Origin of the sequence: Azospirillum palustre (genome assembly GCF_002573965.1) — a bacterium.
GTDB lineage: Bacteria > Pseudomonadota > Alphaproteobacteria > Azospirillales > Azospirillaceae > Azospirillum > Azospirillum palustre.
The window spans coordinates 252,868-278,962 of the sequence record NZ_PDKW01000043.1; the positions used below are offsets into that span (position 1 = coordinate 252,868).

Sequence of the window (26,095 nt, forward strand, 5' to 3'; positions counted from 1 at the left end):
CAGACCTATGGAGTTAGCCTCGCAATGGGGCGTCATCAAGGCTGCGCCGCCTTGCCGGCCGGATCGACCCACCAGGTCGCCGGGAAATTGGTGCTGCGATAGTCCTGGTCGTATTTCGGCCAGACCGCCGGATGGGCCAGCCACGCCTTGTGGGCGACCCAGCTTTCCGGGTTGTGCCATTGCGGCACCATGTAGAACCCCCACAGCAGCACGCGGTCGAGCGCGCGGGTGGCGGCCTGCACCGAGTCGAGATCCCTGGCGGTCAGCGCCTTTTCGATCAGCGCGTCGGCCACCGGGTCATGGATGCCGGAATAGTTGGCCGATCCCTTGAGGCCGGCGGCGGCGGAGCCGAAATAGCCGCGCAGTTCGGTGCCCGGCGGGGTGAAGAAGGCGAGATTGACGATGATCGAGTCGAAATCGAACTCGTCCAGCCGCGCCTGATACTGCGCGGTGTCGACCAGACGCAGGGACGCGTCGATGCCGACGCGGCGCAGGCTCTCGACATAGGGCTGGATGACGCGGGTCAGCGCGCCGGTGCCGTCGAGGAACTCGATGGCCATCGCCTCGCCGGTCTTGCCGTTGGTTAGCTTGCCGTTGCGGACCTCCCAGCCGGCCTCCTTGAACAGGCGGGTCGCCTCGCGCACCTGGGCGCGGTTGTTGCCGCTGCCGTCGGTGGCCGGCAGGGTGAAGGGCTGGGTCAGCAGCCGCTCGGACAGCTGCGCCTTGAACGGCTCCAGCAGCGCCAGCTCCGCCGGGCCGGGCGGTCCCTTGGCCCCGAAGTCGGAGTTGGGGAAGTTGCTGAGCGTCCGCTTGTACTGGCCGTACAGGATGTTCTTCTGGATCCAGTCGAAATCGAACAGCAGGGCCAGTGCCTCGCGCACGCGCGGGTCGGCGAACTTGTCGCGGCGGGTGTTCAGGCGGAAGCCCTGGGCGCCCAGCGGCAGCTCGCTCGGCACCTCCAGCTTCTTGACCCGGCCGTCCTTCATGGCGGGGAAGTCGTAGCCGGTGGTCCAGCGCTGCGCCCGGTATTCGCCGCGGAAATCGTAGGCGCCGGCCTTGAACGCCTCGAACATCACGTCGTCGTCGCGGTAGAAATCGTCCTTCACGATGTCGAAATTGTAGAAGCCGCGGGCGGTCGGCAGATCCTTCGCCCACCAGTCGGCGACCCGCTCATAGGTGATGGAGCGGCCGGCATCGACCGTCTTGATGCGGTAGGGACCGCTGCCCAGCACCGGCTCCAGAATCGTCTTGGAGATGTCGCGGCCGTTCGCGGTCCACCAATGCTTGGGCTGGGGTGAGAAGGTCGTGGCGAAGTCGATGATCGGCTTGATCTCCCCGGTGCCGGTCAGGGTGATCTTGAAGCGGCGGTCGTCCAGCGCCTCCACCTTGGCGGTGCGGTCGAGGAAGGACTTGATGAAGGGGGCGCCATGGGCCTGGATCGCGTCCCAGGTGAAGACCACGTCGGCGCTGGTGATCGGCGTGCCGTCATGCCAATGGGCGCCCTGGCGCAGCGTGAAGATGGCCCAGCCGTAATCGTCCGGCACCTCGACGCTTTCCGCCATATGGGCGTAGGCGGCGTCCAGCTCCCAGCCGGACCCGACCATCAGCGTGTCGGAGATCAGTCCCAGCGTGCGCGGCCTAACCCCGCGCAGGATCAGCGTGTTCAGGCTGTCGTAGGTGCCCGGCTGCGATTCGGCCAGCCCGACCGACCCGCCCTTGGGCGCATCGGGATTGACGTGGGGGAAATGGGTGAAGCCGGGCTGGAACTGCGGCTCGCCGAACTGCTTCAGCGCGGTGACGGTCCGGGTGGCGGCCTGCGCGGGCGTCAGGATCGCCGGCGCGGACAGGGTCAGGATCGTGGCGGCAATGGCGAGAAGGCGGCGCATCGGCGGTCCTGTGTGGGGAGCGGACGTTCTGGTTAGATTGCCACGCCCGCTCCCCGGTCAAGCGCAATTCCGGTTCTCAGGTCAGCTGCTTCGCGCCGTGCGCCAATGGTCGGCCATGCGGTCCATCAACTGGCGATAGCGGCGGTCGGTCCGCATCAGCCTGCGCACCGACTTTCCGTTGCGCGGGTCGGCCAGCATCCAGGCCTCCGCCGCCGCCTGATGCTCCGGATGGATCGACAGCAGATAGATCGACGCCTGTTCCGGGGACGCAATGACCGTCTCCCGCATCCCTTCCAGGATGGCGCCGACATAGAGCGGCAGGACCTTGCGGAAATCCTCCGGCCCGCCTTCGGCCTTGCCCTCGGCTTCGGCGAGGTCGGGGGAGGCGCCGCCGTCGGCCATCAGGGCGCTGCGTTCGGCCGCCGGCAGGGCGAAGAAGGCGTCGAGCCCCAGCAGCAGGTCGCAGACGGTCTTCTTGCGCACCATCCAGTTCGACCCGCCCGACACCCGCGCCGCCAGCCCCTCCAGAAAGGGCCGCAGCTTTTCAGGGGACGTTTCGAAAACGGAACGGGTGGGAGGGGTGATGGCGGTCATGTCGGGTCCCTCAGCCTGCCAGCACCGTCATGGCGTCCCGGTGGGTCTGCGGGTCGCCGGCGGCGATCACCCGGCCGGTGGAGTTGGCGTCGAGCGGCTTGCCGTCCCAATCCGTCATCAGCCCGCCGGCCCCGGTCACCACCGGCACCAAGGCCGCGAAATCGTACAGCTTCAGACCCGACTCGACGACGAGGTCGTAATAGCCGGACGCCAGCAGGCCGTAGCTGTAGCAGTCGCCGCCGTAGGAGGCCGTCTTCACCCTGGCGGCGACGCGGCGGTAGGCCTCGTAGTCGCTGCCGGGGAACAGGTCGGGCGAAGTGGTGCCGAACATGGCGGCGCCCAGCCCGCCGGGGCAGGGGCGCACGCGCACCGGCTGGCCGTTGTGGGTGGTCGGGCGGCCTTCGACGCCGATCCAGCGGTCACCGACGATAGGCTGGTCGATGATGCCCAGCACCGGGCGGCCCCGGTGCAGCAGGGCGATCAGCGTGCCGAAGATCGGCCGGCCGGTGATGAAGGACTTGGTGCCGTCGATGGGGTCGATCACCCACACCCATTCGGCGTCCAGGTTCTTGGTGCCGTGCTCCTCGCCATAGATGCCGTCGTCGGGGCGCTGGCTTTCGATGATGGTGCGGATGACGTGCTCGGCCTCGCGGTCGGCGATGGTGACCGGCGAGGCGTCGGCCTTGTCGTCGATGGCGACCGGAGTGCGGAAATAGCGGCGGACCACGCTGCCGCTGGAGTCGGCCAACCGCTGGGCGAGCGCCACCATCGGGGCGGGGCAGGGTTCGGTCATGGTCGCTCCTTGAGACTTTTGTCGATAGGGTTGCCGCATCCTAACGGCGCGCGCCCGCCCCGGAAACCCGAAAGCGCCCCGGCTCTGCTTGAGGCGAGGCCACGATTTCCGCCGGGCAGCCCATCCGCCGGGAGGGCTTTGCGCCCGGCCCGGCTTGTGGCAGCCTCGACGGGCCATGACGAACCGACCCAACATCTACGCCGCCGCGCCCATCGACCGCGCCTCCCTCCGCCGCAAGGACGAGGATTGGCTGACGGAAGCCTGGCTCGCCCCCGCCTCCCGCGTCCTGCCGATCTGGCAGACCAAAAGCTTCGTCGCCGGCCCCGAGGACGCGCCCCGCGCCGTCCTGCTGCCGGCGGAGGGGCTGGACGCGGTGCCGATCTTTCTCGGCCTGATGAATGGGGGCCTGATGGACGGCACGCCGGTCTTCGCCGTCGACCTGTCGATGGTCGAGGACCCGGACGCGCTGCCCGCCCTGCGCGGCCATGGCCGGTTCGAGGATCTGCGTGCCACCGGCCCGCTGATGCCGGAAGGCGAGGCGGCGCTGTGCGCCTACGCCCGCGGCATGGTGTGGTGGAACGCCCGCCACCGCTTCTGCGGCGTCTGCGGCTCCCCGGCGGCGACGGCGGAGGGCGGACATGTGCGGCTCTGCACCAATCCCGGCTGCGCCACCCACCATTTCCCGCGCACCGACCCGGCTGTCATCATGCTGGTCCATGACGGTGGCGACCGGGCGGTCCTGGGCCGGCAGAGCCGGTTCCCGCCCGGCATGCATTCGGTGCTGGCCGGCTTCCTCGAACCGGGCGAAAGCCTGGAGGACACCGTCGCCCGCGAGGTGTTCGAGGAGGTCGGGCTGACGGTGACGGACATCCGGTACCGCTCGTCGCAGCCCTGGCCCTTCCCATCCTCGCTGATGCTGGGCTTCACCGCGCGGGCCACCAGCTTCGACATCGACACCGGCAACGACGAGCTGGAAAGCGCCCGCTGGTTCGACCGCGACTTCCTGCGCAACCACACCCCGGACGAGACTTTCCGCCTCGCCCGGCCCGACTCGATCGCCCACCGCCTGATCCGGGAATGGATGGCGGAAGGGTGAGGGATCAGTGGATGAACAGCTTCACGAAGATGCCGATCTGAAAGGCAAGCACGAAGCCGAGCATCCACTTCATCAGGGTCATGTCGGACTTCAGACTGCGATCTCCGGACCTCGGCATGTCAGTCGAGGTCTGGATGCGGGCCGGGGCCGGGCCAGTAACGCTCGTCCAGCGCTTCCCTGCCATAGGGACTGATCGGCGGGAAGGTGCCGGCGGGCAAGCCGGTTTCCAGCGATGCCTTTTGGACGGCCCGCTTGTAAAGCTTCGCATCCTCCAGCAATTCGGCAAGCAATGGGCGCAGGCTCGGGCTTTCCTCCACCACGTCTTCGATGCGATGGCGCTGTTCGCCGATGGTTCCAAGCCAACTGCCGGTGCGCATGCCCGGCTGAAACTGGTACTTGAGAAGATGGGTGAGCAGCACTTCAAGCTGGCTGCGCAGTTCCTGCCGCTTGGCCTTACCCATATCCTCCAGCTCTTCGGCTAGGTTGGCGCGATCCAGCGCGGTAAGTTTACCCGAACGAAGCAGCGCCGCCTGACATTCGATCCAGGCGACGAAGTCCTCGTCGTAAAGTCCGCTGTCCGGCGGGTCGGATGCGAGCTTGGTCGCCGGAGCGGGTGGCTCCGGGCGCGGCGTGGACATGCCTCGGATGATGCGCATGGTCGGCCTGACGTAGAGCAGGAATTGCGATATTGCCAAGCGTAGCACACGACGTCAGGCCAGGTCATCCTGGGCAAGGGTGGACACCCTCCCTAATGTCGTTGCACCCCCACCGCACGCGTGGGGGAGTGGCGGCGGTCGAAGGGGTTGGGGTGGCGGGTGCAGGTGTCGTTGTAGAGCATCGTCAGGGAGGCCGTTTCGGCCGCGCTGCGGCAGGTGGCGCAGCACAGATTGTCCCACACCATCTGGCGGACGGCGGCATCCCCCCAGGGTTCATGCAGAAGCGAAGCGCCTTTCTCCAGCGCGGCCATGAAGGGGATATGTTCGTGGGCGGCGATCTGCGCCACCTCGTCCGCCTCCAGATCGGCCAATCCCAGACAATCGTCCATCGTGAGCATGGCAACCTCCATCCGTGGCGCCATGGCCGTCGGCGGGGTGTCACCCGTCAGCCGCCGTGGTGTTCTTTAGTCATCGGACCCTCGTGGAACCGGCGCTTGCCGGTGTCTCCTGTATAACAACTTCCGCTAATCTTGCCCAGCGTCCGCCGGACGCGGCCAAGGCTAAGTTGCGTCACTGCGTCGGAATGACGCGTGACTTGCGGCAACTGCGAAAAGACTTGCGGCGTTGCGGCAAAGTACCAGCGGGAGAACGTCAGTCCTCGCCGACGCGCTGGCTTTCCTGATAACGGAAGGGGTTGGCCGGATAGACGCCCAGGATCTTCACCTCGCGGGCGAAGAAATCCAGCTCCTCCAGGGCGAGGCGCAGCGGGCGTTCGTCAGGATGGCCTTCCACGTCGGCGTAGAACTGGGTCTGGGTGAAATGGCCGCCGACCATGTAGCTTTCCAGCTTGGTCATGTTGATGCCGTTGGTGGCGAAGCCGCCCAGCGCCTTGTACAGCGCAGCCGGCACGCTGCGCACACGGAAGACGAAGGTGGTGATCGTCTTGCAGGAGCCCAGCGCCGGCAGCTTCGGCTCGCGCGCCAGGATCAGGAAGCGGGTGGTGTTGTGGGTGGCGTCCTCGATCCCGCTCTTCAGGATGTCGAGGCCGTAGATCTCGGCGGCGAGAGAGGAGGCGATGGCGGCATGGCGCGGGTCGTTCATCGCCGCGATCTCCTTCGCGGCCCCCGCCGTATCGGCATGGTTGATCGCCTGCAGGCCCAGGCCGCGGATGGCGGTCTGGCACTGCGACAGGGCCTGGATGTGGCTGCGCACGGTCTGGATGCTGTCCAGCGTGGCGCCCTTCGGCGCCAGCAGCTGGTGGTTCACCCGCTGGAAATGCTCGCCGATGATGTGCAGGCCGCCTTCGGGCAGCAGATAGTGGTTGTCGGCGACGCGGCCGGCGATGGAGTTCTCCACCGGGATCATCGCCAGCGAGGCCCGCCCGTCGCGCACCGCGGAGAAGGCGTCCTCGAAGGTGGCGCAGGGCATCGTCGTCATGGTCGGCCGCGCGTTGCGGCAGGCCAGATCGGAATAGGCGCCGGGGAAGCCCTGGAAGGCGATGATGTTGGACGTGCCCATGAGCGGAATTCCCCCGGCGGATCTGAATAAGCAGCTGATATATCAAGCATCAGCCGGTCTTGCGGCCGATGTCATCGGGTTTAGCCGGCCTTGCGGCCGGCGAGGAGGGCGCAGGCGCGCTCCAGGTCGGCGGGAGTATCGACACCCAGCGGAACCGCGTCAACGACCGCCGCGTCGATGCGCATGCCGTTCGACAGGGCGCGCAGCTGCTCCAGCCGCTCGCGCTGCTCCAGCACCGACGGCGGCAGCGACACGAACCGCTCCAGCGCCGCCCTGCGGTAGGCATAGAGGCCGATGTGGTGATAGAGCGGCCCGTCGCCGGTCGGCGCGGTGGCGCGGGTGAAATAGAGCGCGCGGCCCTGGCGGGCTCCTGCCGGCAGCTCCAGCACCGCCTTCACCACGTTGGGGTTGGTCCGCTCCTCCTCCCGCGTGATCTCGGCGACCAGGGTGGCGATGTCGACCTCCGGGTCGGCCAGCGGGGCGAAGGCGGCGCGCACGCTCTCCGGCTCGATGGTCGGCAGGTCGCCCTGCACATTCACCACCGCATCGTGCCGCCCTTCCGGGTCGATCAGTTGCAGCGCCTCGAAGATACGGTCGGAGCCCGAGGGATGGTCGGGGCGCGTCAGCACCGCGGTGCCGCCTGCGGCCTCGACCGCGCGGACGATTTCCGGCTCGGCGCAGGCGACCACCACCGGGCCGATCTCCGCCTCCATGGCGCGGCGCAGCACGTGGACGATCATCGGCGCGCCGAGGATGTCGGCCAGCGGCTTGCCGGGCAACCTGACGGAGGCCATGCGTGCCGGGATCACCACGACCGGGTTGGCCGGGCGGGCGACGGAGTTGCTGGCGGGGGCGGCGGTCGGCATGGCGCGGAAACTCCGGTGGGAAGGTCCGGTCAGATCACGGATCCGTGACATAACTGGCGCGGGTGAACCACGGACGCCGGGGCGGCGTCAAGGCCCGCAGAGGCGGTCTTGCCGCTGTTTTGCGATGCAGCGTAATGCGCAAGCAAATTAAGTGGTTGGTGACTGCGACAAATTTGTATGCGACCTTTTTTCGCGGTCCGCCGGGCTATGACAAGCTTCGGACCGCGGGCTATGGTAACCGCGGCGCGTTCAGCCGCGGGCGGGAGAAACGCCGAGTGTACTGAAATTAGGGAACAAGGGGCTCATCAATGAGCATGGAGTGGAACAAGGTTTTCGGCGCCGTGCTGCTGGCCGGGCTGATCGCGATGCTGGCCGGATTCGCGTCCAAGGTGCTGGTTCATTCGAAGCCGCTCGAAAAGAGCGTCTATGTCGTCGCGACGCCCGAGGGGGCCAGCGCGCCCGCCGACAAGGGTGCCGCTCCCACCGGTCCGGCGCCTATCGCGCCGCTGCTCGCCGCCGCCAGCCCGGAGGCCGGGCAGAAGGTCGCCAAGGCCTGCGCCGCCTGCCACAGCTTCGACAAGGGCGGCGCCGCCAAGGTCGGCCCGAACCTGTTCGGAGTCGTCGGCGGTCCGAAGGGCCATATGCAGGGCTTCGCCTACTCCGACGCGCTGGTCAAGACCGGCGGCAGCTGGACCTATGACGAGCTGAACAAGTTCCTCTATGACCCGAAGGGCTACGCTCCGGGCACCAAGATGACCTTCGCCGGCCTGAAGAAGGACGACGACCGCGCGGCCGTCGTCGCTTACCTGCGCTCGCTGGCCGACAGCCCGCAGCCGCTGCCCCAGTAACGTGCTCCAGTAACAGGGTACCGGGCGCCGCCGCGGCCGGAAGAAAACGGCCCCGCTCTCGCAAGAGGGCGGGGCCTTTTGTTTGTTCGGAGTGGCATCCGACCGGCGAAGCGCCGGGCCTACCGCCGCAGGCTGCGGGCGATCTCCAGATAATCGGGGTCGTTTTCCGGCGTCAGCCAGCCATGGCGGATCAGGAAATCGGCCACCACAAGGGTCACGTTGAACTTCCAGTCGCCGGTGTTGCGCACCGACTCCGCCACCTTGTCGAGCGGCCAGAGGTCGAAGCTCTCCACCTCGCCATCGGTGTTGACGGGGGTGAGGCCGGGCGGAAGCTCCAGATCGTAGATGAACAGGCGGTCGCGCTTCAGCCCGGCCGGCGTTTCCATGGTGTAGCTGATGGCGCCGACCGGCACGGCACGGCGCGCCGTCCCGGCGTCGAGCCCGGCCTCCTCCGCCGCTTCCTTCTCCAGATTCTCGGCCAGGCTCAGGCCGATGGGCTGGCCGCCGGCGATCATGTTGTCGAGCTGGCCCGGTGCCACCTCGCGGTCGCCGGCGCGCCGGCCGACCCACAGCAGAAGGCCGCCGGCCCCATTGCCGGCGGATTCATCGCGGACGAAGCCGTTGATGTGCAGGCCATAGGCCTCGATCCCGAAGGCGCCGACGGCGGCACGGTCCAGCCGGGCCAGCGGCTCCGCCCCCCAGCGCGGCAGGACCGGGTAATATTCGCCGCGCAGCGCCTTGACCGTTCCCTGTTCCACCAGATAGGCGGCGGCATGGTCGAGCAGGGTGGAGCGCGCCTCGAAATCCCGGATTTCGGGCGCGACGGTCAGCCGGTCGGCGGTGACGACGAAGCCGGGATCGACCTCGGGCAGCGCCTCGGCCAGGGCATGGCGCACCCAGCCCACGGTGTGGCCGTCCAGCTCGAACGGGCGGAAGCCGGACAGGTCGTGCGCGTTGCACGCGCGGATGTGATCGAGGAAGCTCATGCCGTCCATCTAAGCGGGGCGGACGGGCCGGTGCAACCGCTCATCCAGCGCATGGGCCAGAGCATGGGCCAGGGCAGTGGGCACCCTCGTATTTTTGGACATCTTGCGCGTCTCTGGTTGCCATCGTACACAGGTCGGGTCACGAAATGACCGTCGGCAGCATTCCGCCGGCTGGTCGCTCAAGCGAAAGGGCGGGCGTGGTGACTGACCGGTCGGCTGAGGACGCTGCGGCAGGCAAGACGTCAGGCGAGACGGGGACGCCGTTCGGCGCCCTGTCGGTCCTGGTGGTCGAAGACGAATCCTTCACCCGCATGGTGCTGGCGAAGATGCTGGGCACGCTGGGCGTCAAGGCGGTCCATCAGGCCGCCGACGGCGAGTCGGGACTGGCCGTGGTCACCGCCCATGCGCCCGATCTGGTGCTGTGCGATGTGGAGATGCAGCCGATGGACGGATTCGGTTTCGTCCGCGCGCTGCGCACCAGCGGCGAGTCGCGCCACAGCAGCCTGCCGGTCGTGTTCATGAGCGGCCGGGTCGATGACGACCGCAAAGCCCAGGCGCGCGACAGCGGTGCCCACGCGGTGCTGGCCAAGCCTGTCACCCCTGCGAGCCTGCGCGAGGCGCTGACCATCGGGGTGAAGGCCTGGCAGCCGGCCTGAGGGGCCATGCTGAGAGGCCGTCCGGCGGAACGGCTGCCGGCATTGTCCGAAAGTCCGGTTTACCTCCGGAGATTGCTGCCGCCGCTGGCGGCAAGCGGAGGGCAGCGACCTGCCCTTAAAATTTCCCACCCCGTGGCAAGCGTGCCAAGTTATTGAAACAATTCGGTAATCCAGCGGTAGCCCTCCACCGTGCCGCGTTGGCGCCCCATCCTCACCCAATTTCCGCCTTGTTGATGGGCACGATTGGGACGCAACATGATCCCGAAGAAGTGTTGGGGGAGCTGTTGCGAGGCCGTGGCCGACACTGCGGCAGACCGCAAGTCTCTCAACCAGATATTGTTAAGGTTTGGAGTTCAGCATCGACGGTAAATCCCTGCGCCGTGCTTGGTCGAGGCGGCGCGTCTGCTTGAGGAGGCCGATGGCGTGACAAGGAGCGCCCGATGGAACCCGCTTGGGTCGCATCGCACTGGGCAGTTCTTCCCGATCGGACGGGCAACGACGATTGCCGCCGGTTCCACGCCGTCTTCTCCCGACACCGTCACACGTCTTCCGCCGAACCTTCCGACGCATGCGCGGCCGATACGCGCATGGGTTGAGCCGGTGCGCTCGGCGCACCCACACCGGCCGCAGGACCTAGGTCCTATGGCCAGGGCCGGCTTCACCGCGGGCTTTCCGGCTATGGAGCCTGAGTGCCTGGAAAGCTCCAGGTGGAGCATTACATTCAAAAATGACTCGTTCGGGGGTCGCCGCGTCGCGAGACGGACCTCTCCCGGCCTTCACAGGACCGTTCCTTACACCAGACCGCTGGCTTCTATCGCTGAGCGGGGAGGCTGCGGACCCTGCGCGGTCCGCGTCTTCCCTGGAGTGCCCCTTGGATCGCGGCATGCGCCGCGCCCTGCCGCCGCAGCCACCGGCGGCTCCCCGGCGCATCGGACCAGATAAGACGGAGCGACGAATGTTCCCGGCCGACGAACTGTTCACGCGCTACACGCAGAATTACGAGACCCGCCGCGAGACCGAGATGTCCTTGATGGACTATCTCCAGCTGTGCCGCGACGATCCGATGTCCTACGCCTCGGCCTCCGAACGCATCCTGGCCGCCATCGGCGAACCGGAGGTGGTCGACACGGCCCGCGACCCGCGCCTGGGCCGCATCTTCATGAACCGGACCATCAAGGTCTATCCCGCCTTCTCCGAGTTCTACGGCATGGAAGAGACGATCGAACGGATCGTCGGCTTCTTCCGGCACGCAGCGCAGGGGCTGGAGGAGCGCAAGCAGATCCTCTACCTGCTGGGCCCGGTCGGCGGCGGCAAGTCGTCGCTGGCGGAGCGGCTGAAGTCGCTGGTGGAGAAATGCCCGATCTATGTGCTGAAGGCCGGCAAGGAGATCAGCCCGACCTTCGAAAGCCCGCTCGGCCTGTTCAACCCGGACGAGATCGGCGACGAGCTTGAGGAACGCTTCGGCATCCCCAAGCGCCGCCTGACCGGTCTGATGAGCCCGTGGGCGGTCAAGCGCCTCGACGAGTTCGGCGGCGACATCAACCGCTTCAAGGTGGTGAAGCTCCACCCGAGCAAGCTGCGCCAGATCGGCGTCACCAAGACCGAGCCGGGCGACGAGAACAACCAGGACATCTCGTCGCTGGTCGGCAAGGTCGATATCCGCAAGCTGGAGATCTACAGCCAGAACGATCCCGACGCCTACAGCTTCTCCGGCGGCCTGAACCGGGCGACCCAGGGCATGCTCGAATTCGTCGAGATGTTCAAGGCGCCGATCAAGATGCTGCACCCGCTGTTGACCGCGACGCAGGAGGGCAACTATGTCGGCTCGGAGAACATCGGCGCCATTCCCTTCCAGGGCGTGATCCTGGCCCACTCCAACGAGGCGGAGTGGCAGACCTTCAAGAACAACAAGAACAACGAGGCCTTCATCGACCGCATCTGCGTGATCAAGGTCCCCTACTGCCTGCGGGTGGCGGAGGAGCAGAAGATCTACGAGAAGCTGGTCAACGGCTCCGATCTGTCGACCGCGCCCTGCGCGCCGGCGACGCTGGAGATGCTGGCCCGCTTCTCGGTGCTGTCGCGCCTGCGCGAGCATCCGAACAGCAGCGTCTACAGCAAGATGCGGGTCTATGACGGCGAGAGCGTCAAGGAGACCGATCCCAAGGCCAAGTCGATGCAGGAGTACAAGGACCAGGGCGGCGTCGACGAGGGCATGGGCGGCATCTCCACCCGCTTCGCCTTCAAGGTGCTCGCCTCGACCTTCAACTACGACTCGACCGAGATTTCGGCCGATCCGGTGCATCTGATGTATGTGCTGGAGCAGGCGATCCGCCGCGAACAGTTCCCGGAGGAAACGGAGAAGAAATACGTCGAGTTCATCAAGGCCGAACTCGCCCCGCGCTATGCCGAGTTCATCGGCAACGAGATCCAGAAGGCCTATCTGGAATCCTACTCCGACTATGGTCAGAACCTGTTCGACCGCTATGTCGATTATGCCGACGCCTGGATCGAGGATCAGGACTTCAAGGATCCCGACACCGGCCAGCTGATGAACCGCGAGCTGCTGAACCAGGAGCTGACCAAGATCGAGAAGCCGGCGGGCATCGCCAACCCGAAGGACTTCCGCAACGAGGTGGTGAAGTTCGCCCTGCGCGCCCGGGCGGCCAATTCCGGCCGCAACCCGTCCTGGACCTCCTACGAGAAGATCCGCGAGGTGATCGAGAAGCGGATGTTCAGCCAGGTCGAGGATCTGCTGCCGGTCATCAGCTTCGGCTCGAAGAAGGACGGCGACACCGAGAAGAAGCACACCGAGTTCGTCTCGCGCATGATGACCCGCGGCTACACCGAGCGGCAGGTCCGCCGGCTGGTCGAGTGGTACATGCGGGTGAAGCAGGCGGGCTGACGGCAGGCCGGGCGCTTAATTGCCGCGGGGCGGGGCGTTGCAACGCCCCGCGGCAACCCCACTGTCATAGAATGATGTCAAAGTCTGAAGGCCGCGTGACGAAACGGGTGGGAGGGCCAGCCCCTTGATGAACATCATCGACCGTCGCCTGAACCCGCAGGGCAAGAGCCTGGCCAACCGCCAGCGCTTCCTGCGCCGTGCCAAGGAACAGGTGGTCAAGGCGGTCCGCGACGCCTCGGGAAAACGGGGCATCCAGGATATCGAGAACGGCGAGAAGGTGACGATCGCCGCCGGCGGCGTGCGCGAACCGTCCTTCCATCGCGCCTCCCAGGGCGGGGTGCGCGACTATGTCGTGCCCGGCAACAAGGAATATGTGGAAGGCGACACCATCCAGCGCCCGGACGGCGGCGGTGGCGGCCGCGGCAGCGAGGGCAGCGCCGACGGCGAGGGCGAGGACGAGTTCCGCTTCGTCCTGTCGCGCGACGAGTTCCTCGACATCTTCCTGGAGGATCTGGAGCTTCCCGATCTGGTGAAGCAGAAGGTCAAGCAGTCGGAATCGCACACGCTGACGCGGGCCGGCTATTCGGTGTCGGGGTCGCCCGCCAACCTGAACCTGGTCCGCACCATGCGGAACAGCCTGTCGCGCCGCATCGCGCTGAAACGCCCGAAGCGCGACGAGATCCGCGAACTGGAGGAGATGCTGCGCGAGGCCGAGGAGGCCGGCGAGGACGCCACGCAGATCCAGGCGCTGCGCGAACAGCTGGAACACATCGTCCTGCGCTCCCGCCGCATTCCCTTCATCGATCCGATCGACGTCCGCTACAACCGGTTCGAATCGGTGCCGAAGCCCATCGCCCAGGCGGTGATGTTCTGCCTGATGGACGTCTCCGGCTCGATGACCGAGCACATGAAGGATCTGGCCAAGCGCTTCTTCATGCTGCTGTACCTGTTCCTGCGGCGGCGCTACCGGTCGGTCGACATCGTCTTCATCCGCCACACCCACGAGGCCAAGGAGGTGGACGAGGAAACCTTCTTCTACTCCACCGAGACCGGCGGCACCGTGGTGTCGACGGCGCTGGAGGAGATGCAGAAGGTGGTGCAGGATCGCTACCCGCACAATGAATGGAACATCTACGCCGCCCAGGCGTCGGACGGCGACAACATGTCGTCGGACAACGCCAAGTCGGCGACCCTGCTGCGCGATGTCATCCTGCCGATGTGCCAGTATTTCGCCTACATCGAGGTGGCGGCGGAACACAATATGGGCCTGTCGGCGCTGGGCCGCGAAACCGAGCTGTGGCGCACCTACAAGCAGGTGCAAAGCCCGGAACGCCCGCTGGCGATGCGCCGCGTCCGCTCCCGCCGGGAGATCTTCCCGGTCTTCCGCGAGCTGTTCGCCCGCGAGAAGGCGGGAGCGTAAGGGGCGCCTGAGGGGATAAAGGGAAATCACCGCCCTCATCCCCGACAGGGGGCTGAAGGGCGGCAGGGGGAGATCGAGAATGACCGCTGTGATCACCAGACCCGAGGCGCTGCTGTATGACGGCGTCGAGTGGGATTACGACAAGATCAAGCGCGTCTATGACGCCATCGAGCACATCGCGCTGAAGGAGATGGGCCTCGACGTCTATCCCAACCAGATCGAGGTCATCACCGCCGAGCAGATGCTCGACGCCTATTCGTCCATCGGCATGCCGCTGATGTACAAGCACTGGTCCTTCGGCAAGCATTTCGCCCGCGACGAGATGATGTACCGCAAGGGCTATCGCGGCTTGGCCTACGAGATCGTCATCAACTCCAGCCCCTGCATCAGCTACATCATGGAAGAGAACACCATGACGATGCAGACGCTGGTGATCGCCCACGCCGCCTTCGGCCACAACCATTTCTTCAAGAACAACCAGCTGTTCCAGCAATGGACCGATGCCCAGGGCATCCTCGACTATCTGGAATTCGCCAAGACCTACATCGCCCATTGCGAGGAACGCTACGGCCATGCGGCGGTGGAGCGGGTGCTGGACGCCGCCCATGCGCTGATGAGCCAGGGCGTGCACAAATACCCGAAGAAGCGCTCCGACCTCAGGACCGAGCAGCGGCGCGAGCGCGAGCGGCAGGAATATCAGGACCAGACCTTCAACGACCTGTGGCGCACGGTGCCCAAAACCGCCGCCGGCCCGCGCCCGGCCAAGTCGGTGTCGGAGCGCAAGAAGCTGCTGGGCCTGCCGGAGGAGAACATCCTCTATTTCCTGGAGAAGAAGGCGCCGCGGCTTGAGCATTGGCAGCGCGAGCTGCTGCGCATCGTCCGCCACATCTCGCAGTATTTCTATCCGCAGAAACAGACCAAGGTGATGAACGAGGGCTGCGCCACCTACGTCCATTACCAGATCATGAGCCGCCTGCACGAGACCGGCCAGATCAGCGAAGGCGCCTTCCTGGAGTTCCTGCACTCGCACACGTCCGTCGTGTTCCAGCCGGAATTCGACGACAAGCGCTTCTCCGGCCTGAACCCCTACGCGCTGGGCTTTGCGATGATGCAGGACATCGCCCGCATCGCCGAAAAGCCGACCGACGAGGACCGCCAGTGGTTCCCCGACCTCGCCGGCCGCGGCGACGGCATGGCGGCGGTGCGCGAGGCCTGGGCCAACTTCCGCGACGAGAGCTTCGTCCTGCAATATCTCAGCCCGCATTTGATGCGGAAGCTGAAGCTGTTCAGCGTGCGCGACGACGCCGAAGACCCCTATCTGCTGGTCGATCACATCCACAACGAGCGCGGCTACCGCGACATCCGCAAGAAGCTGGCCCGCCAGTACGACCTGGGATATCTGGAGCCGGACATCCAGATCGTCGACGTCGATCTTGCCGGCGACCGCAAGCTGATCCTGCAGCACCGCGTCACCAACGGCGTGCTGCTCGACGAGAGCGACGCCAAGGCGGTGCTGCGCCACATCGCCAATCTGTGGGGCTACGAGGTGCAGCTGATCGAGGTGTCGGCGATCTCCGAGGCGATCCTGAAGGAGCACGCCGTCACCGCGCCCAGCGGGGTCGGCGTGGGGTGATGCCTTGCCCTCTTCCCCGGCCGCCCGTACGGACGGGCCGGGGAGGGGGCGTTTCGCTGCCGCGGGGGACGCGACCTTTGCATCGGGCTCCGCTACACTTCCGGCCGATGGAGCGGCGGGAGGGGACGATGGCGGACGATCTGCTGGGTGGAGAGGGACCGGTCGGGCTGGTGAAGGCGCGGCACGGCCTGATGATGTACCGGCGGACCGACAGCGTCGTCGGCCGTTCGCTCGGCTATTACGGTGAATATTTCGAGCAGGAGGTCGCGCTGTTCCGCCAGTGCGTCCGGGCCGGCGACCGGGTGATCGACGTCGGCGCCAACATCGGCGCCCACACGGTGGCGCTGGCGCGGCTGGTCGGCCCCGCCGGCCGGGTGCTGGCGCTGGAGCCGGTCGATGCCAACCACCGGCTGCTCTGCGGAAATCTGGCGCTGAACGGGCTGGACTGGGCCGACGGCGTGCTGGCCGCCGCCGGGGCTGCCGACGGCATCCTGCATCTCGCCGCGGTGGCGATGGACACGGACGGCAATTTCGGTGCGCTGTCGCTCGACGAGCTGGCCGGCGACCGGCCGGTGCCGGTGCATCGGCTGGACGGGCTGTGGCGTGAGGGGGCGGGCCGCATCCGCCTGATCAAGATCGACGTCGAAGGGATGGAGGCCGAGGTTCTGGAGGGCGCGCGCGGCCTGATCGCCCGCGACCGGCCGGTCCTGTATGTGGAGAACGACCGTCCCGACAAGTCGAGCGCGCTGATCCGCCTGCTCGGCGAGCTGGGCTATGCCTGCCACTGGTATCTGCCGGCCTTCCACAATCCCGCCAATTTCGCCGGCCGGTCGGAAGCGATCTTCGGCTATGGGCTGGTCGACACCGGGACGGAGATCCACGGGCTCGGCATGGGGATCAACCTGTTCTGCCTGCCGGCGGAGGCGGGGGCGCGGATCAACGGCCTGCTGCCGGTCGCCGGTCCGGACGAACATCCGCTGGTGCGCGGCCACAACGGACGCTTCATCGGCGGTTGAGGGGACGGTGCCGGCCTGAGGACGGCCGCATCAGCGCTCCGGTTCGGGCTTGATGCCGGCTTCCTTCATGGCGTGCATCAAATCCAGCATGACGGTGCTGATGTCGGGGAAGGACAGGGCCACCGCGTGGCGGTCGCGGTCGAGGCGCACCACATGGGCGATCTGCCGGCCGCCGACCCGATGGCCGGCCTTGTCCGGACGGCTTGTTTCCGGACCTGCTGCCTCCGGAATTTCCGGGCAATGCAGGTCCAGCCGCAGCTTGCCGCCGACGGCATGGGCGAACTCCTCCGGCGGCAGATCGACCAGCAGGCCGCGGGTCGACCAGTTGATCGTGGTGCAGCGCCGGCCCTCCGCCTCCACCGCCAGGACCGGATCGGCATAGCGGATGGCACGGCGGCGTTCGATCCCGTTCGGCGGCTTGGCGCCGACATCGTGCTGGTCGAGCTTGCGCTTGGCCGCCTGCTTGGTGCGCTCGTCCACCCCGTCCTTGCTGGTCATCAGCGTCGCCTGCACGCGCCGTTCGACGCCGTGGCGGAACTCGTCGTCGGCACCCAAACGCAGGGCCTTGGCGAAATGGTCCTTGGCCTGGGTCAGCAGCGCGTTGCGCCCCTTTTCGTCGCCGCGATGGCCGCAGCGTTCGGCCTGGACCAGCAGCGAATCGACGCTGCGCTGGTAGGCGCCGCGCTGGTAGACGCGGGACAGCTCGCGGAACTCGGCGGCGCGCAGGCTGGGGAATTCCCGGGTCTTGAGCAGCCCGGCCAGCGCCTCCGCCAGCGAGTCGACATGGGCGGGATCGCCGGTTTCCGCCTCCCGGCGCAGGATCCGGGTCGCCTCCTCCGCCTGGCGAAGCAGCTGGTCCTCCAGTTTGCGGCGCTGATCGGCGTCCATCGCGGGCATGGCGCGGCCCTCCACACGGGCGGTCTCATCAGGATAGCCCAATTCGTGGGGTGCGTCAGCGGCTGGCTATGGTTAAGGGGACAGTTGAGGGGCGCCCCACTAGGATCGGACCGGATTTTCATTTGCCGGCCGACGGCCTTCTTATCTGTGATGACAAACGGAAACGGCGGCGGGGAGCGGACAGGCGATGGGTAAGGACAGGAACGGGGCGGCCGGGGCGGATCCCGGATTGGCGGTGCTGACCGCGGCGCTCGCCGGCCTGCTGGAGGAGGACAGCGCAAGCCCGGCCCCGGCCTCTACGGCGCTCGTCGCCATCGCCATCGCCCGCGGCCGGGGCGCCGATGCGGAACCGGTGCGGACGCTGGTGCTGCGGCGGAAAGGGGCGCATAGCGGGACGACGGGCAGCGGGGCGGCGGGCGAAGATTTGGTCGACCGGCGCGCCCTGGTCTACAGCCTGACCAAGACCATTCTCGCCGCCGCGGTTCTGCGGCTGGTCGCCCGCGGCGTGGTCGAGCTGGATGGGCCGGCGGAGCGCTGGCTGCCGGAACTGGCCGGACGGCCGGGATCGGTCACCGTGGCGCAGATCCTGACCCACCGCGCCGGACTGCCGGATTATGGCGGACAGGCCGACTATCACGCCGCCGTCGCCGCGGGCGCGGCGCCTTGGAGCGGCGACGAGTTCCTGGCCCGCTGCGGACTGGAGGGGCCGCCGGTCGGCAGCTTCGCCTATTCCAACATCGGCTATCTGCTGATCGGCCGGCTGCTGGAGCGGGCGGGCGGCGCTCCGCTGGCCGAGGTTCTGGCGCGCGAGGTCTTCGCGCCGCTCGGCCTCGCCGGTGCGTCGCTGCTGCGTGACCGCGCCGACCTCGACGGGCTGTTCTTCGGGCCGAGCCCGGCCTTCGGCGGGGCCGCGGTGGCGGAGGCCTATCATCCCGGCTGGGTGTCGCATGGGGTGGTGGCGATGACGGCGGCGGACGCCTGCCGCCTCATTCATGGTTTGACCGAGGAGTATCTGCCGGGCCCGCTGCTGCGGCGGATGCGCGATGGGTTGCCGGTCGGCGGGCCGATGGGCGGGCGTCCCTGGGTCGAGCCCTCCTATGGGCTGGGGATGATGGTGGAGCTGGACCCGGCGGCCGGTCCCTATTGGGGCCACACCGGCGGCGGTCCGGGGGTGACGCCGGCGGCCTACCACGCGCCGGGGCCGGTCCCGGTCTCCGTCGCCGTCTTTCTGGATGGCGAGGACGGCAACCTCGCCGAATGGATGGCGGTGGAGGTGCTGCACCGGCTGCGCAGTCGATAAGGGAGTGCGGCACCACATCCTCCGCTTGTTCATGCCGTTCTTGTTCAGGGGTATCGCGATCCCATCTCCTCTCCAGGGGACAATTCCCCGCTTCCCGGCGTAGGCTTGGGAGAGAAGACGGTGCCGGACGAAACCGGCAACCGGGAGCAAGAACCAATGGGGGAGGAACCGCGCGATGGGAGATGCCGCCCGCAAGCTGCCCGATTATCCATGGCTGGCCTCGTACCCGCCGACGGTGGACTGGGCCATGCCAGTTCCGGTCCGGCCGCTGACCGACCTGCTGGAGGGGGCGGTCGCCCGCCATGGCGACAAGCCCTGCCTGAATTTCCTCGGCAAGCGCACCAGCTACCGTGAGTTGGGCCGGCTGGTCGACCGCGCCGCCCGCGGCTTCCAGGCCATCGGGGTGGGCAAGGGGACGCGGGTCGGGCTGTTCCTGCCCAACACGCCCTATTACGTCGTCGCCTTCTTCGCCATCCTGAAGGCCGGCGGCACGGTGGTGAACTTCAACCCGCTCTATGCCGAGCGCGAACTGGTCCACCAGATCGGCGACAGCGACATCGACCTGATGGTCACGCTGGACCTGAAGCTGCTGTATGACAAGATGGCACGGATGCTGGCCGAGACCGGGCTGAAGCGGCTGGTGATCTGCCGCATGGCCGACATCCTGCCCTTCCCGAAGAACTGGCTGTTCCCCATCGCCAAGAAGGCGGAGATCGCCGCGATCCCGCGCGACGACCGCCACATCCCCTTTGCCAGGCTGATCGCCAACGACGGCCGGCCGAGCCCGGTCGTCCTCGATGCGCGCGAGGACGTGGCGGTTCTGCAATACACCGGCGGCACCACCGGCGTGCCGAAGGGCGCGATGCTGACCCACGCCAACCTCTACGCCAACACCATCCAGTGCGCGACCTGGTACGCGGCGAAGGAGCGCAAGCCGGGGGAGGGCGGTGCGGAAGACGGGCAGGAGCGCATGCTGGGCGTGCTGCCGCTGTTCCATGTCTTCGCCATGACCGCGGTGATGAATTTCGGCCTGCATCTGGGGGCGGAGATCATCCTGCTGCCGCGCTTCGAACTGGAGCAGGTGATGCGCACCTTGCAGAAGGAGCGCATCACCCTGTTCCCGGCCGTGCCGACCATCTACACGGCGATCAACCATCACAAGCACCTGAAGGACTACGACCTGTCCTCGATCCGCTTCTGCATGTCGGGCGGGGCGCCGCTGCCGCTGGAGGTGAAGGAGGCGTTCGAGCGCACGACCGGCTGCACGCTGGTGGAGGGCTATGGACTGTCGGAATGCTCGCCCGTCGCGACGGTGAACCCGGCGGTGCTGCACAGCGATAAGAAGGGCTCCATCGGCCTGCCGCTGCCCGGCACGATCATCGAGATCGTCAGCCTGGAGGAGCCGCGCCGCGTCCTGTCCCCCGGCGAGAAGGGCGAGGTCTGCATCCGCGGGCCGCAGGTGATGAAGGGCTATTGGCGCCGCCCGGCCGAAACGGCGCAGACGCTGATCGACGGGCGGCTGCACACCGGCGATGTCGGGATCATGGACGAGGACGGCTACACCACCATCGTCGACCGCATCAAGGACATGATCCTGTGCAGCGGCTTCAACGTCTATCCCCGCAATGTCGAGGAGGCGATCTACCTGCACCCCGCCGTCGCCGAATGCGTGGTGGCCGGCGTGCCGGACGAGTATCGCGGCCAGACGGTCAAGGCCTATGTCCGGCTGGACGACGGCCAGAGCCTGACCGCCGAGGCGCTGATCGCCTTCCTGAAGGACAAGCTGTCGCCCATCGAGATGCCGAAGGTCGTGGAATTCCGCCAGGAGTTGCCCAAGACCATGATCGGAAAACTGTCCCGCAAGGCCCTGCTGGACGAGGAGCAGGGCAGGCGCAACGCCGCAAAGGATGGCGCCGCATGAGCGCCGTGGACCGGAAGGCGGTGCGTGTCCGCATCCAGGGCAAGGTGCAGGGGGTGTGGTATCGCGGCTGGACCGTCGACCGTGCCGGCTCGCTCGGCCTGACCGGCTGGGTGCGCAACCGCAGCGACGGCACGGTGGAGGCCCTGTTCGCCGGTCCCGCCGCCGCCGTCGACCGCATGCTGGAGGACTGCCGCCGCGGCCCGCCGTCGGCAATCGTCCGCGACGTGGTGTCCGAACCGGAGCAGGACCCGGGCATGGCCGGATTCGAGCAGCGGCCGACGGTGTGAGCCATGCGTTAGCCTTCCGCTAACCATAACGGCGGCATGCTGGCGGTGGATGCGGGTTTTGGGCCTTGTGGTTGAGGGGCGACGGCCGGGATGACCGCCAGCAAATCGGATGTGGCCGGAATGAAGGCCATGCTCACCGGAGTCTTCGCCAAGGCGGCGAAGGCCAAGGACAAGGCTGGGGACAAGGCTGGCCGCAAGCCGGAGGCCGCCCCGGCTCCGAAATCTTCCCCTGTGGCGGAGCACGACCCCGCCGTCCGTCTCAGCCTGGGGCCGGCGGCGGTGGAGGATGCGCCGGCACGCCCGTTCCAGGCTCCGGCGGGTGACGATGACCTTGCCGACCGGCTGGAGCCCGCGATCCGGGCGCTGGCGCGCGATCTGGGGCGGCTGCTGACCGCCTTCGGGATGGACGGGAGCGAGGCCGCGGCGGCGGAGACGGCGCTGGCCGCCCGCTTCGGCGATGCCGGGCGCCGGGCCGCCGTCGCGGCGCTGGACGGTCCGGCGGGCACGTTGCGGCCCTTGGCAGACGGTGTCCGGCAGGAGGTGGCGGTTGAGCTGAACGGGATCGGCCTTGCCCTGTCCGATGGGACGACGGGCTTGCGGCTGGACGGCGCAGCCCTTGCGCTGGTGCGGGTGCCGGCGGAAGAGAAGGGGGAGGGGCTGGCCGCCATGCTCGGCGCCCTCCGCACTGTCATCCGGCCGGGCAAGGGGCTGACGGTCGAGACCGACCGGGTCGCCATCGACGATCTGGGCCGGGTGATGGGGATGCTGACCGCGGCGATGACCACGCCGCCGCAAGGTCTGGAAGGCACGGTGACGCTGTCGCCCTTGGGTGCGCCTGCCGAAGGCGGGGCGATGGAGCTGTCGCTGACGCTTTCCGGCCGGCTGGGAGAGGCGGTCGCCCCCGCACCGCCCGAACGCGGACCGGCAAAAGAAAAGGCGGTGGGCGAGGGGAAGGAGCGTGGGTTCGATGTCCGGATTTGATGCGCGGACCCTGGCGGTCCTCTGCTTGTGCGCCCTGGTGCTGCCGGGGGCCGCCCCGGCGCTGGCCGGGGCGCTGGAGCGGACGGAGCCCGGCCATCAGGCGCCGCCGCAGCCGGGGGCCAGCCTGCCCATAGCACCACCCATCGTGCAGTATGCGCTGCCCTCGCAATGGATGACGATCCGCTCCAAGGAGGATTGGCGCAAGGCCGGCACCTTCGAGAAGGAGCTGAGCAAGGATTGCGCCGCCCTGCGCTTCGGCGAGATCGAGCCGATGCGTTTCCGCGCCTATTACAATGGCGAGGTGCTGGGCGTCGCCTTCGGCCATGGGCTGAACCTGCGCGACCCCGGCAAGAAGGCCGACCGCAAGAAGATCTACCTGTTCCGCAACGGCGATTCGACCAACTGCACCGTGCAGTCGGTGGACAACAAGGATCCGCGCGTGAACCCCGCCGCCAACCAGGCCGCCACCCCGGCCGCCGGCGGGTTCAAGAAGTATTAGACTTCCGACCCATCCCGCAGCGGGCCGCCGAACACCTCCGGCCATGCCGCGATCAGGGCGGAGTCCACATCCTCCATCGTCACCAGCTGGCCCAGCGCCACGATGGAGGTGACGCCATGCTCGGCGATGCCGCAGGGGACGATGCCGCCGAAATGGGACAGGTCCGGCTCGACGTTCAGGGCGATGCCGTGGAAGCTGACCCAGCGGCGCACCCGCACGCCGATGGCGGCGATCTTGTCCTCCTGCCCCTTCAAACCGCCATAGGGCTGTTTGTCGACCCAGATGCCGACGCGCCCCTCGCGCCGCTCGCCCTTGATGTTGAAGGAGGCGAGCGTGCGGATGATCCACTCCTCCAAATCGCGGACGAAGCCGCGGATGTCGGCGCCGCGCGCCTTCAGGTCCAGCATGACGTAGGCCACCCGCTGTCCCGGCCCGTGATAGGTGTACTGGCCGCCGCGGCCGCTGCGGTAGACGGGGAAGCGGTCGGCCTCCAGCAGATCCTCGTCCCTGGCACTGGTGCCGGCGGTGTAGAGCGGCGGATGCTCCAGCAGCCAGACCAGTTCCGGTGCCGTGCCGGCGCGGATCGCCTCGACGCGCGCCTCCATCTCGGCGATGGCGTCGGGGTAGGGCACGGGCTCGTCGGAGATGCGCCACTCGATCTGCTGGCGCGGGGGGGAAATGTCGGGCTGGCTGGCGGAAAGGCTGGCAGGCTGGCTTGTCGGGGAGGTCATTCGATGGGGTCTCTGGCGCTATGGGCGGCGGTGCCGGCAAGGGTCCGTGGGACCGGCCGGAGGGCCGTTCCGAATTTTTCTTCGCAGAAGATGATTGTAGCGCTTGATCGACCGTCGGGAAGCTGATATCTACCCGCTCCACCCGATGAGGCGCGCAAGCGAGCGTCGGGGACTACCAGCCTGATGCGGTCGTGGCGGAATTGGTAGACGCGCAGCGTTGAGGTCGCTGTGGGGCAACCCGTGGAAGTTCGAGTCTTCTCGACCGCACCATTCTCCCATGCAGATGGGACCATCCCGGGGATACGGGAAAAACGAAAGGCCCGCAGGTCGCAAGACCGAGCGGGCTTTTTCGTGTCCGGGCTCCGGGGCTATCCGGGCTCCGGGCTGCGCCATCACCCCGCCAGCGCGTGCAGCAGCTTCGATGCTCCGCCCGCGGCGCGGCGGACATCCTCGAACAGCACCATCATCTCGTAGATCGCCAGGAAGGCGCCGCTGTAGAACCAGGGGCGCCAGCGCTCCTCCGTCCAGGCGACCAGCCGGTGGACGCCGTCCATCGGCAGCAGCCGGGCGACCGCCACGGCGCTCAGGATGCCCAGCAGCGCGCCGCCGGTGACGTCACCGGGGTAATGCAGGCCGAGATAGACCCGCGGCAGCGAGATCACCAGCGCCGCCCACAGGCAGGCCAGCAGTCCCCACGGGCGGGAGGCGCGGACGAAGGTGGCGGCCAGTGCGAAGCCCAGGGCGGCATTGTCGCTGGGGAAGGAACTCCAGTTCTTCAGCGCTTCGCGGCTCTGGCCGATGGGCGGGACGAAGGGCAGGCCGGCGTCGTGCAGCGGTCGGGGCCGGGCCGGCATCACCGCCTGGATCAGGATGGATGCCGCCACCGCCAGCACCACGGCGGCGATGGCGTCCACCACCAGCCGGCGTCCGCCCTGCGTGTCCTCCCGGCGGAACCAGAGCCACCACAGCGCCGCGCTGAACAGGCCGAGCTTGACCGGATAGATGTTGGCGATCCCGCGCACCGCCATGTCCAAGGCCGCGCTGTGCCCGGCAAACTGGTTCAGCCAGAGCAGCAGCGTCTGGTCGAGGCGATGCAGCGACTCCACACGGCGCCTCCTCTGCTGGACGGGGCAGGGGAAAGTGTTGCGGTTTCATGACAGGAGCGGTCAACGGAGCATCGGAAGGCGCCATCCGGGTCAGGGGCAGAGGCTTCGGGGTGCCCCCTCCCGCCGATGCGTGCCGCCGTTGCCGGAATATCCACTGCGGCTGGCAGGCAGCCGGGGCTTTCATGAGATGGCGCAGTATTTAATATCGCCTTTGATAATATAGAGAAAATGTCATCGTCGAAATGATGTCGGCAGAGAATGACAGGGCCAGAATTCATCTGGACTGCTCTTGCTGCCTATCGAAAGTGGTAATATCCTGCGCTGCGAAAGACGGGATGGATGGCGATACGCCAGACCATTCAAGATACGGATTGCATGGGGGATTTGATGGCGACTGTCGTAATGATGAAGCACCCGCAGACGGGGCTTACCAAGAAAGGGCTGGTCGGGTTCAGCTGGACCACGCTGTTCTTCGGCGGTTTTCCCGCCCTGTTCCGCGGCGACTGGGGAATGGGCCTTCTTCTGACGCTGCTGGCTTTCTTCACCGGCGGCCTTTCCGGCATCATCGCCGCGTTTCTCTACAACAAGCACTACACCTCGAAGCTGATCGAGAAGGGGTATGTCTTCGCCGATACCGAGGCGCTGAACAGCCTGGCCCGCGCCAAGCTTGGCGTCGAGGCGGCCGCTGCGGTCCCGAACCCGACCTGATCGGCCCGACGGACCGATCTCGGGAGCTAAAAGACGACGGGCGGCGCACGGCAAGGCGCCGCCCGTCGTCTTTTCAGCCCTTGGTCTCTCTCAGCGGAACTCGATGTAGCGGTCCAGCGTGGCGCGGCGCAGCGCGCGGACGATATGGGGAGGAGCATCGGTCGCAACGATGTGGCCGCCGGCCTCCCGGCAGCGGTTGGCCAGGATGAACATCATCCCGATGGCGGCGGAATCGATGAAGGTGACGAAACGCAGGTCGATCCGGACCACCGGGTTGGCTACGAAATCCCAGTCGCGCAGCATGTCATGGAAGCGGTTGCCATCCTCATAGGTGCAGCGGCCGGACAACAGGATGCCGTCGCAACCGTCGACAGTGGTGAAGGCATACTCCATCGGCCCCTTCCGGTCCTTCTCCCCATGATGCGGCGCCTGCGATGCGCCGTCAGCCCATGGGAGCATGAAGGGTTGCGGCGGTGCAAGGGCATGGTGGCAAAAGCGGCCGAGCGCGCCGACCCGATGTACCGGGTGGTCGGGGCGGTGCCGCTGTCGCGCCTGCTGCGCCAGCGCTGTGCCCGTGCACATCGCCGATCTGGTGGCCGGCGGTGTCGAGTGCGGTGTTCCTGACGACGGTGACGGACGTCGTCGGGTTCCTGGCGTTCCTCGGACTGGCTTCGGTGTTCCTGCTGTAGGGGAGAGGATTCCCCTCCCTCCCTCACGCGATCACGATACCCGTTCGGCCGTCATTCCCGCGAAGGCGGGAATCCGGCCGTTTCAGCCGCTCTCCTGCGGAGTTTC

The 26,095-nt window shown here is 67.4% G+C and carries 25 protein-coding genes and 1 tRNA gene; 14 read left to right on the top strand and 12 right to left on the bottom strand.

The annotated features are described in order from the left end of the window. Positions 1-35: 35 nt before the first annotated feature. The 3 genes from CRT60_RS23550 to hisN all read right to left on the bottom strand — a co-directional run bounded on the left by CRT60_RS23550 (position 36) and on the right by hisN (position 3,273). Positions 36-1,886: an extracellular solute-binding protein gene (locus CRT60_RS23550; RefSeq protein WP_098739007.1), complete on the bottom strand. Its 1,851-nt coding sequence runs from the start codon at positions 1,884-1,886 to the stop codon at positions 36-38. A gap of 81 nt (positions 1,887-1,967) precedes the next feature. Next, the gene (locus tag CRT60_RS23555) at positions 1,968-2,480 is read right to left on the bottom strand and encodes a hypothetical protein (protein ID WP_098739008.1); all 513 of its coding nucleotides are present in this window, start codon (positions 2,478-2,480) and stop codon (positions 1,968-1,970) included. Positions 2,481-2,490: 10 nt separating this feature from the next. Then, a complete protein-coding gene (gene hisN, locus CRT60_RS23560) occupies positions 2,491-3,273 on the bottom strand; it encodes a histidinol-phosphatase (RefSeq protein WP_098739009.1) in 783 nt (260 codons plus the stop codon). A 175-nt stretch (positions 3,274-3,448) separates the two neighbouring features. On the opposite strand from hisN, the gene nudC reads away from it, so the two are divergent. Further along, positions 3,449-4,369: an NAD(+) diphosphatase gene (gene nudC, locus CRT60_RS23565; RefSeq protein WP_098739010.1), complete on the top strand. Its 921-nt coding sequence runs from the start codon at positions 3,449-3,451 to the stop codon at positions 4,367-4,369. Positions 4,370-4,488: 119 nt separating this feature from the next. Here nudC and CRT60_RS23570 read toward each other — a convergent pair whose 3' ends face one another. The 4 genes from CRT60_RS23570 to CRT60_RS23585 form a co-directional block, all read right to left on the bottom strand. Further along, entirely contained in the window at positions 4,489-5,025 is a 537-nt protein-coding gene (locus CRT60_RS23570; RefSeq protein ID WP_244592712.1) for a DUF29 domain-containing protein, read from the bottom strand. A 92-nt stretch (positions 5,026-5,117) separates the two neighbouring features. Beyond that, positions 5,118-5,423 carry a hypothetical protein gene (locus tag CRT60_RS23575; RefSeq protein WP_098739011.1) on the bottom strand — a complete coding sequence of 102 codons (306 nt, stop codon included), beginning with the start codon at positions 5,421-5,423 and terminating at the stop codon, positions 5,118-5,120. A 253-nt stretch (positions 5,424-5,676) separates the two neighbouring features. Further along, the gene (locus tag CRT60_RS23580; protein ID WP_098739012.1) at positions 5,677-6,543 is read right to left on the bottom strand and encodes a prephenate dehydratase; all 867 of its coding nucleotides are present in this window, start codon (positions 6,541-6,543) and stop codon (positions 5,677-5,679) included. Between the two features lie 80 nt (positions 6,544-6,623). Then, positions 6,624-7,409, bottom strand: a complete 786-nt coding sequence (locus CRT60_RS23585) for a 3-deoxy-manno-octulosonate cytidylyltransferase (protein ID WP_098739013.1) — start codon at positions 7,407-7,409, stop codon at positions 6,624-6,626. A gap of 308 nt (positions 7,410-7,717) precedes the next feature. On the opposite strand from CRT60_RS23585, the gene CRT60_RS23590 reads away from it, so the two are divergent. After that, entirely contained in the window at positions 7,718-8,257 is a 540-nt protein-coding gene (locus CRT60_RS23590; protein ID WP_098739014.1) for a c-type cytochrome, read from the top strand. Positions 8,258-8,376: 119 nt separating this feature from the next. Here the strand turns inward: CRT60_RS23590 and CRT60_RS23595 are convergent, their stop codons facing one another. Beyond that, positions 8,377-9,243 carry a DUF4743 domain-containing protein gene (locus CRT60_RS23595; protein WP_098740990.1) on the bottom strand — a complete coding sequence of 289 codons (867 nt, stop codon included), beginning with the start codon at positions 9,241-9,243 and terminating at the stop codon, positions 8,377-8,379. Positions 9,244-9,443: 200 nt separating this feature from the next. Here CRT60_RS23595 and CRT60_RS23600 point away from each other — a divergent pair, with 200 nt between their 5' ends. The 5 genes from CRT60_RS23600 (at position 9,444) to CRT60_RS23620 (ending at position 16,870) form a co-directional block, all read left to right on the top strand. Continuing rightward, complete coding sequence (locus CRT60_RS23600) at positions 9,444-9,899, top strand: response regulator (RefSeq protein ID WP_244592713.1); 456 nt, start codon at positions 9,444-9,446, stop codon at positions 9,897-9,899. A 955-nt stretch (positions 9,900-10,854) separates the two neighbouring features. Then, positions 10,855-12,801 carry a PrkA family serine protein kinase gene (locus tag CRT60_RS23605; protein ID WP_098739016.1) on the top strand — a complete coding sequence of 649 codons (1,947 nt, stop codon included), beginning with the start codon at positions 10,855-10,857 and terminating at the stop codon, positions 12,799-12,801. 127 nt (positions 12,802-12,928) lie between these two features. Next, positions 12,929-14,221, top strand: coding sequence for a YeaH/YhbH family protein (locus CRT60_RS23610; RefSeq protein ID WP_098739017.1), 1,293 nt, complete (start codon positions 12,929-12,931; stop codon positions 14,219-14,221). 79 nt (positions 14,222-14,300) lie between these two features. Next, a complete protein-coding gene (locus CRT60_RS23615; protein ID WP_098739018.1) occupies positions 14,301-15,854 on the top strand; it encodes a SpoVR family protein in 1,554 nt (517 codons plus the stop codon). 128 nt (positions 15,855-15,982) lie between these two features. Then, positions 15,983-16,870, top strand: coding sequence for an FkbM family methyltransferase (locus CRT60_RS23620; protein ID WP_244592714.1), 888 nt, complete (start codon positions 15,983-15,985; stop codon positions 16,868-16,870). Positions 16,871-16,900: 30 nt separating this feature from the next. Here CRT60_RS23620 and CRT60_RS23625 read toward each other — a convergent pair whose 3' ends face one another. Continuing rightward, positions 16,901-17,767, bottom strand: coding sequence for a hypothetical protein (locus tag CRT60_RS23625; protein WP_098739020.1), 867 nt, complete (start codon positions 17,765-17,767; stop codon positions 16,901-16,903). A gap of 187 nt (positions 17,768-17,954) precedes the next feature. On the opposite strand from CRT60_RS23625, the gene CRT60_RS23630 reads away from it, so the two are divergent. From CRT60_RS23630 to CRT60_RS23650, 5 genes are all read left to right on the top strand, one after another. After that, entirely contained in the window at positions 17,955-19,067 is a 1,113-nt protein-coding gene (locus CRT60_RS23630; protein WP_098739021.1) for a serine hydrolase domain-containing protein, read from the top strand. Between the two features lie 175 nt (positions 19,068-19,242). After that, complete coding sequence (locus tag CRT60_RS23635; RefSeq protein ID WP_098739022.1) at positions 19,243-20,988, top strand: long-chain-fatty-acid--CoA ligase; 1,746 nt, start codon at positions 19,243-19,245, stop codon at positions 20,986-20,988. After that, on the top strand, positions 20,985-21,275 hold the full coding sequence (locus tag CRT60_RS23640; RefSeq protein WP_098739023.1) for an acylphosphatase: 291 nt from the start codon (positions 20,985-20,987) through the stop codon (positions 21,273-21,275). Before CRT60_RS23635 ends, CRT60_RS23640 begins: the two co-directional genes overlap by 4 nt. 129 nt (positions 21,276-21,404) lie before the next feature. After that, a complete protein-coding gene (locus tag CRT60_RS23645; RefSeq protein WP_244592715.1) occupies positions 21,405-22,256 on the top strand; it encodes a hypothetical protein in 852 nt (283 codons plus the stop codon). Continuing rightward, positions 22,243-22,755 carry a hypothetical protein gene (locus CRT60_RS23650; RefSeq protein ID WP_098739025.1) on the top strand — a complete coding sequence of 171 codons (513 nt, stop codon included), beginning with the start codon at positions 22,243-22,245 and terminating at the stop codon, positions 22,753-22,755. Before CRT60_RS23645 ends, CRT60_RS23650 begins: the two co-directional genes overlap by 14 nt. Here the strand turns inward: CRT60_RS23650 and lipB are convergent. Then, positions 22,752-23,486: a lipoyl(octanoyl) transferase LipB gene (lipB, locus tag CRT60_RS23655; RefSeq protein ID WP_098739026.1), complete on the bottom strand. Its 735-nt coding sequence runs from the start codon at positions 23,484-23,486 to the stop codon at positions 22,752-22,754. The two genes, CRT60_RS23650 and lipB, sit on opposite strands and share 4 nt — an antisense overlap. Before the next feature lie 185 nt (positions 23,487-23,671). Between lipB and CRT60_RS23660 the strand changes: the two genes are divergently transcribed. After that, positions 23,672-23,756 (top strand) — tRNA-Leu (locus CRT60_RS23660). A gap of 122 nt (positions 23,757-23,878) precedes the next feature. On the opposite strand, the gene CRT60_RS23665 is transcribed toward CRT60_RS23660, so the two are convergent. Next, positions 23,879-24,592, bottom strand: a complete 714-nt coding sequence (locus CRT60_RS23665) for a phosphatase PAP2 family protein (RefSeq protein ID WP_098739027.1) — start codon at positions 24,590-24,592, stop codon at positions 23,879-23,881. 339 nt (positions 24,593-24,931) lie between these two features. On the opposite strand from CRT60_RS23665, the gene CRT60_RS23670 reads away from it, so the two are divergent. Beyond that, on the top strand, positions 24,932-25,300 hold the full coding sequence (locus CRT60_RS23670) for a hypothetical protein (protein WP_244592716.1): 369 nt from the start codon (positions 24,932-24,934) through the stop codon (positions 25,298-25,300). Between the two features lie 90 nt (positions 25,301-25,390). Here the strand turns inward: CRT60_RS23670 and CRT60_RS23675 are convergent, their stop codons facing one another. Next, positions 25,391-25,759, bottom strand: a complete 369-nt coding sequence (locus CRT60_RS23675; protein WP_244592717.1) for an STAS domain-containing protein — start codon at positions 25,757-25,759, stop codon at positions 25,391-25,393. Positions 25,760-26,095: the final 336 nt, after the last annotated feature.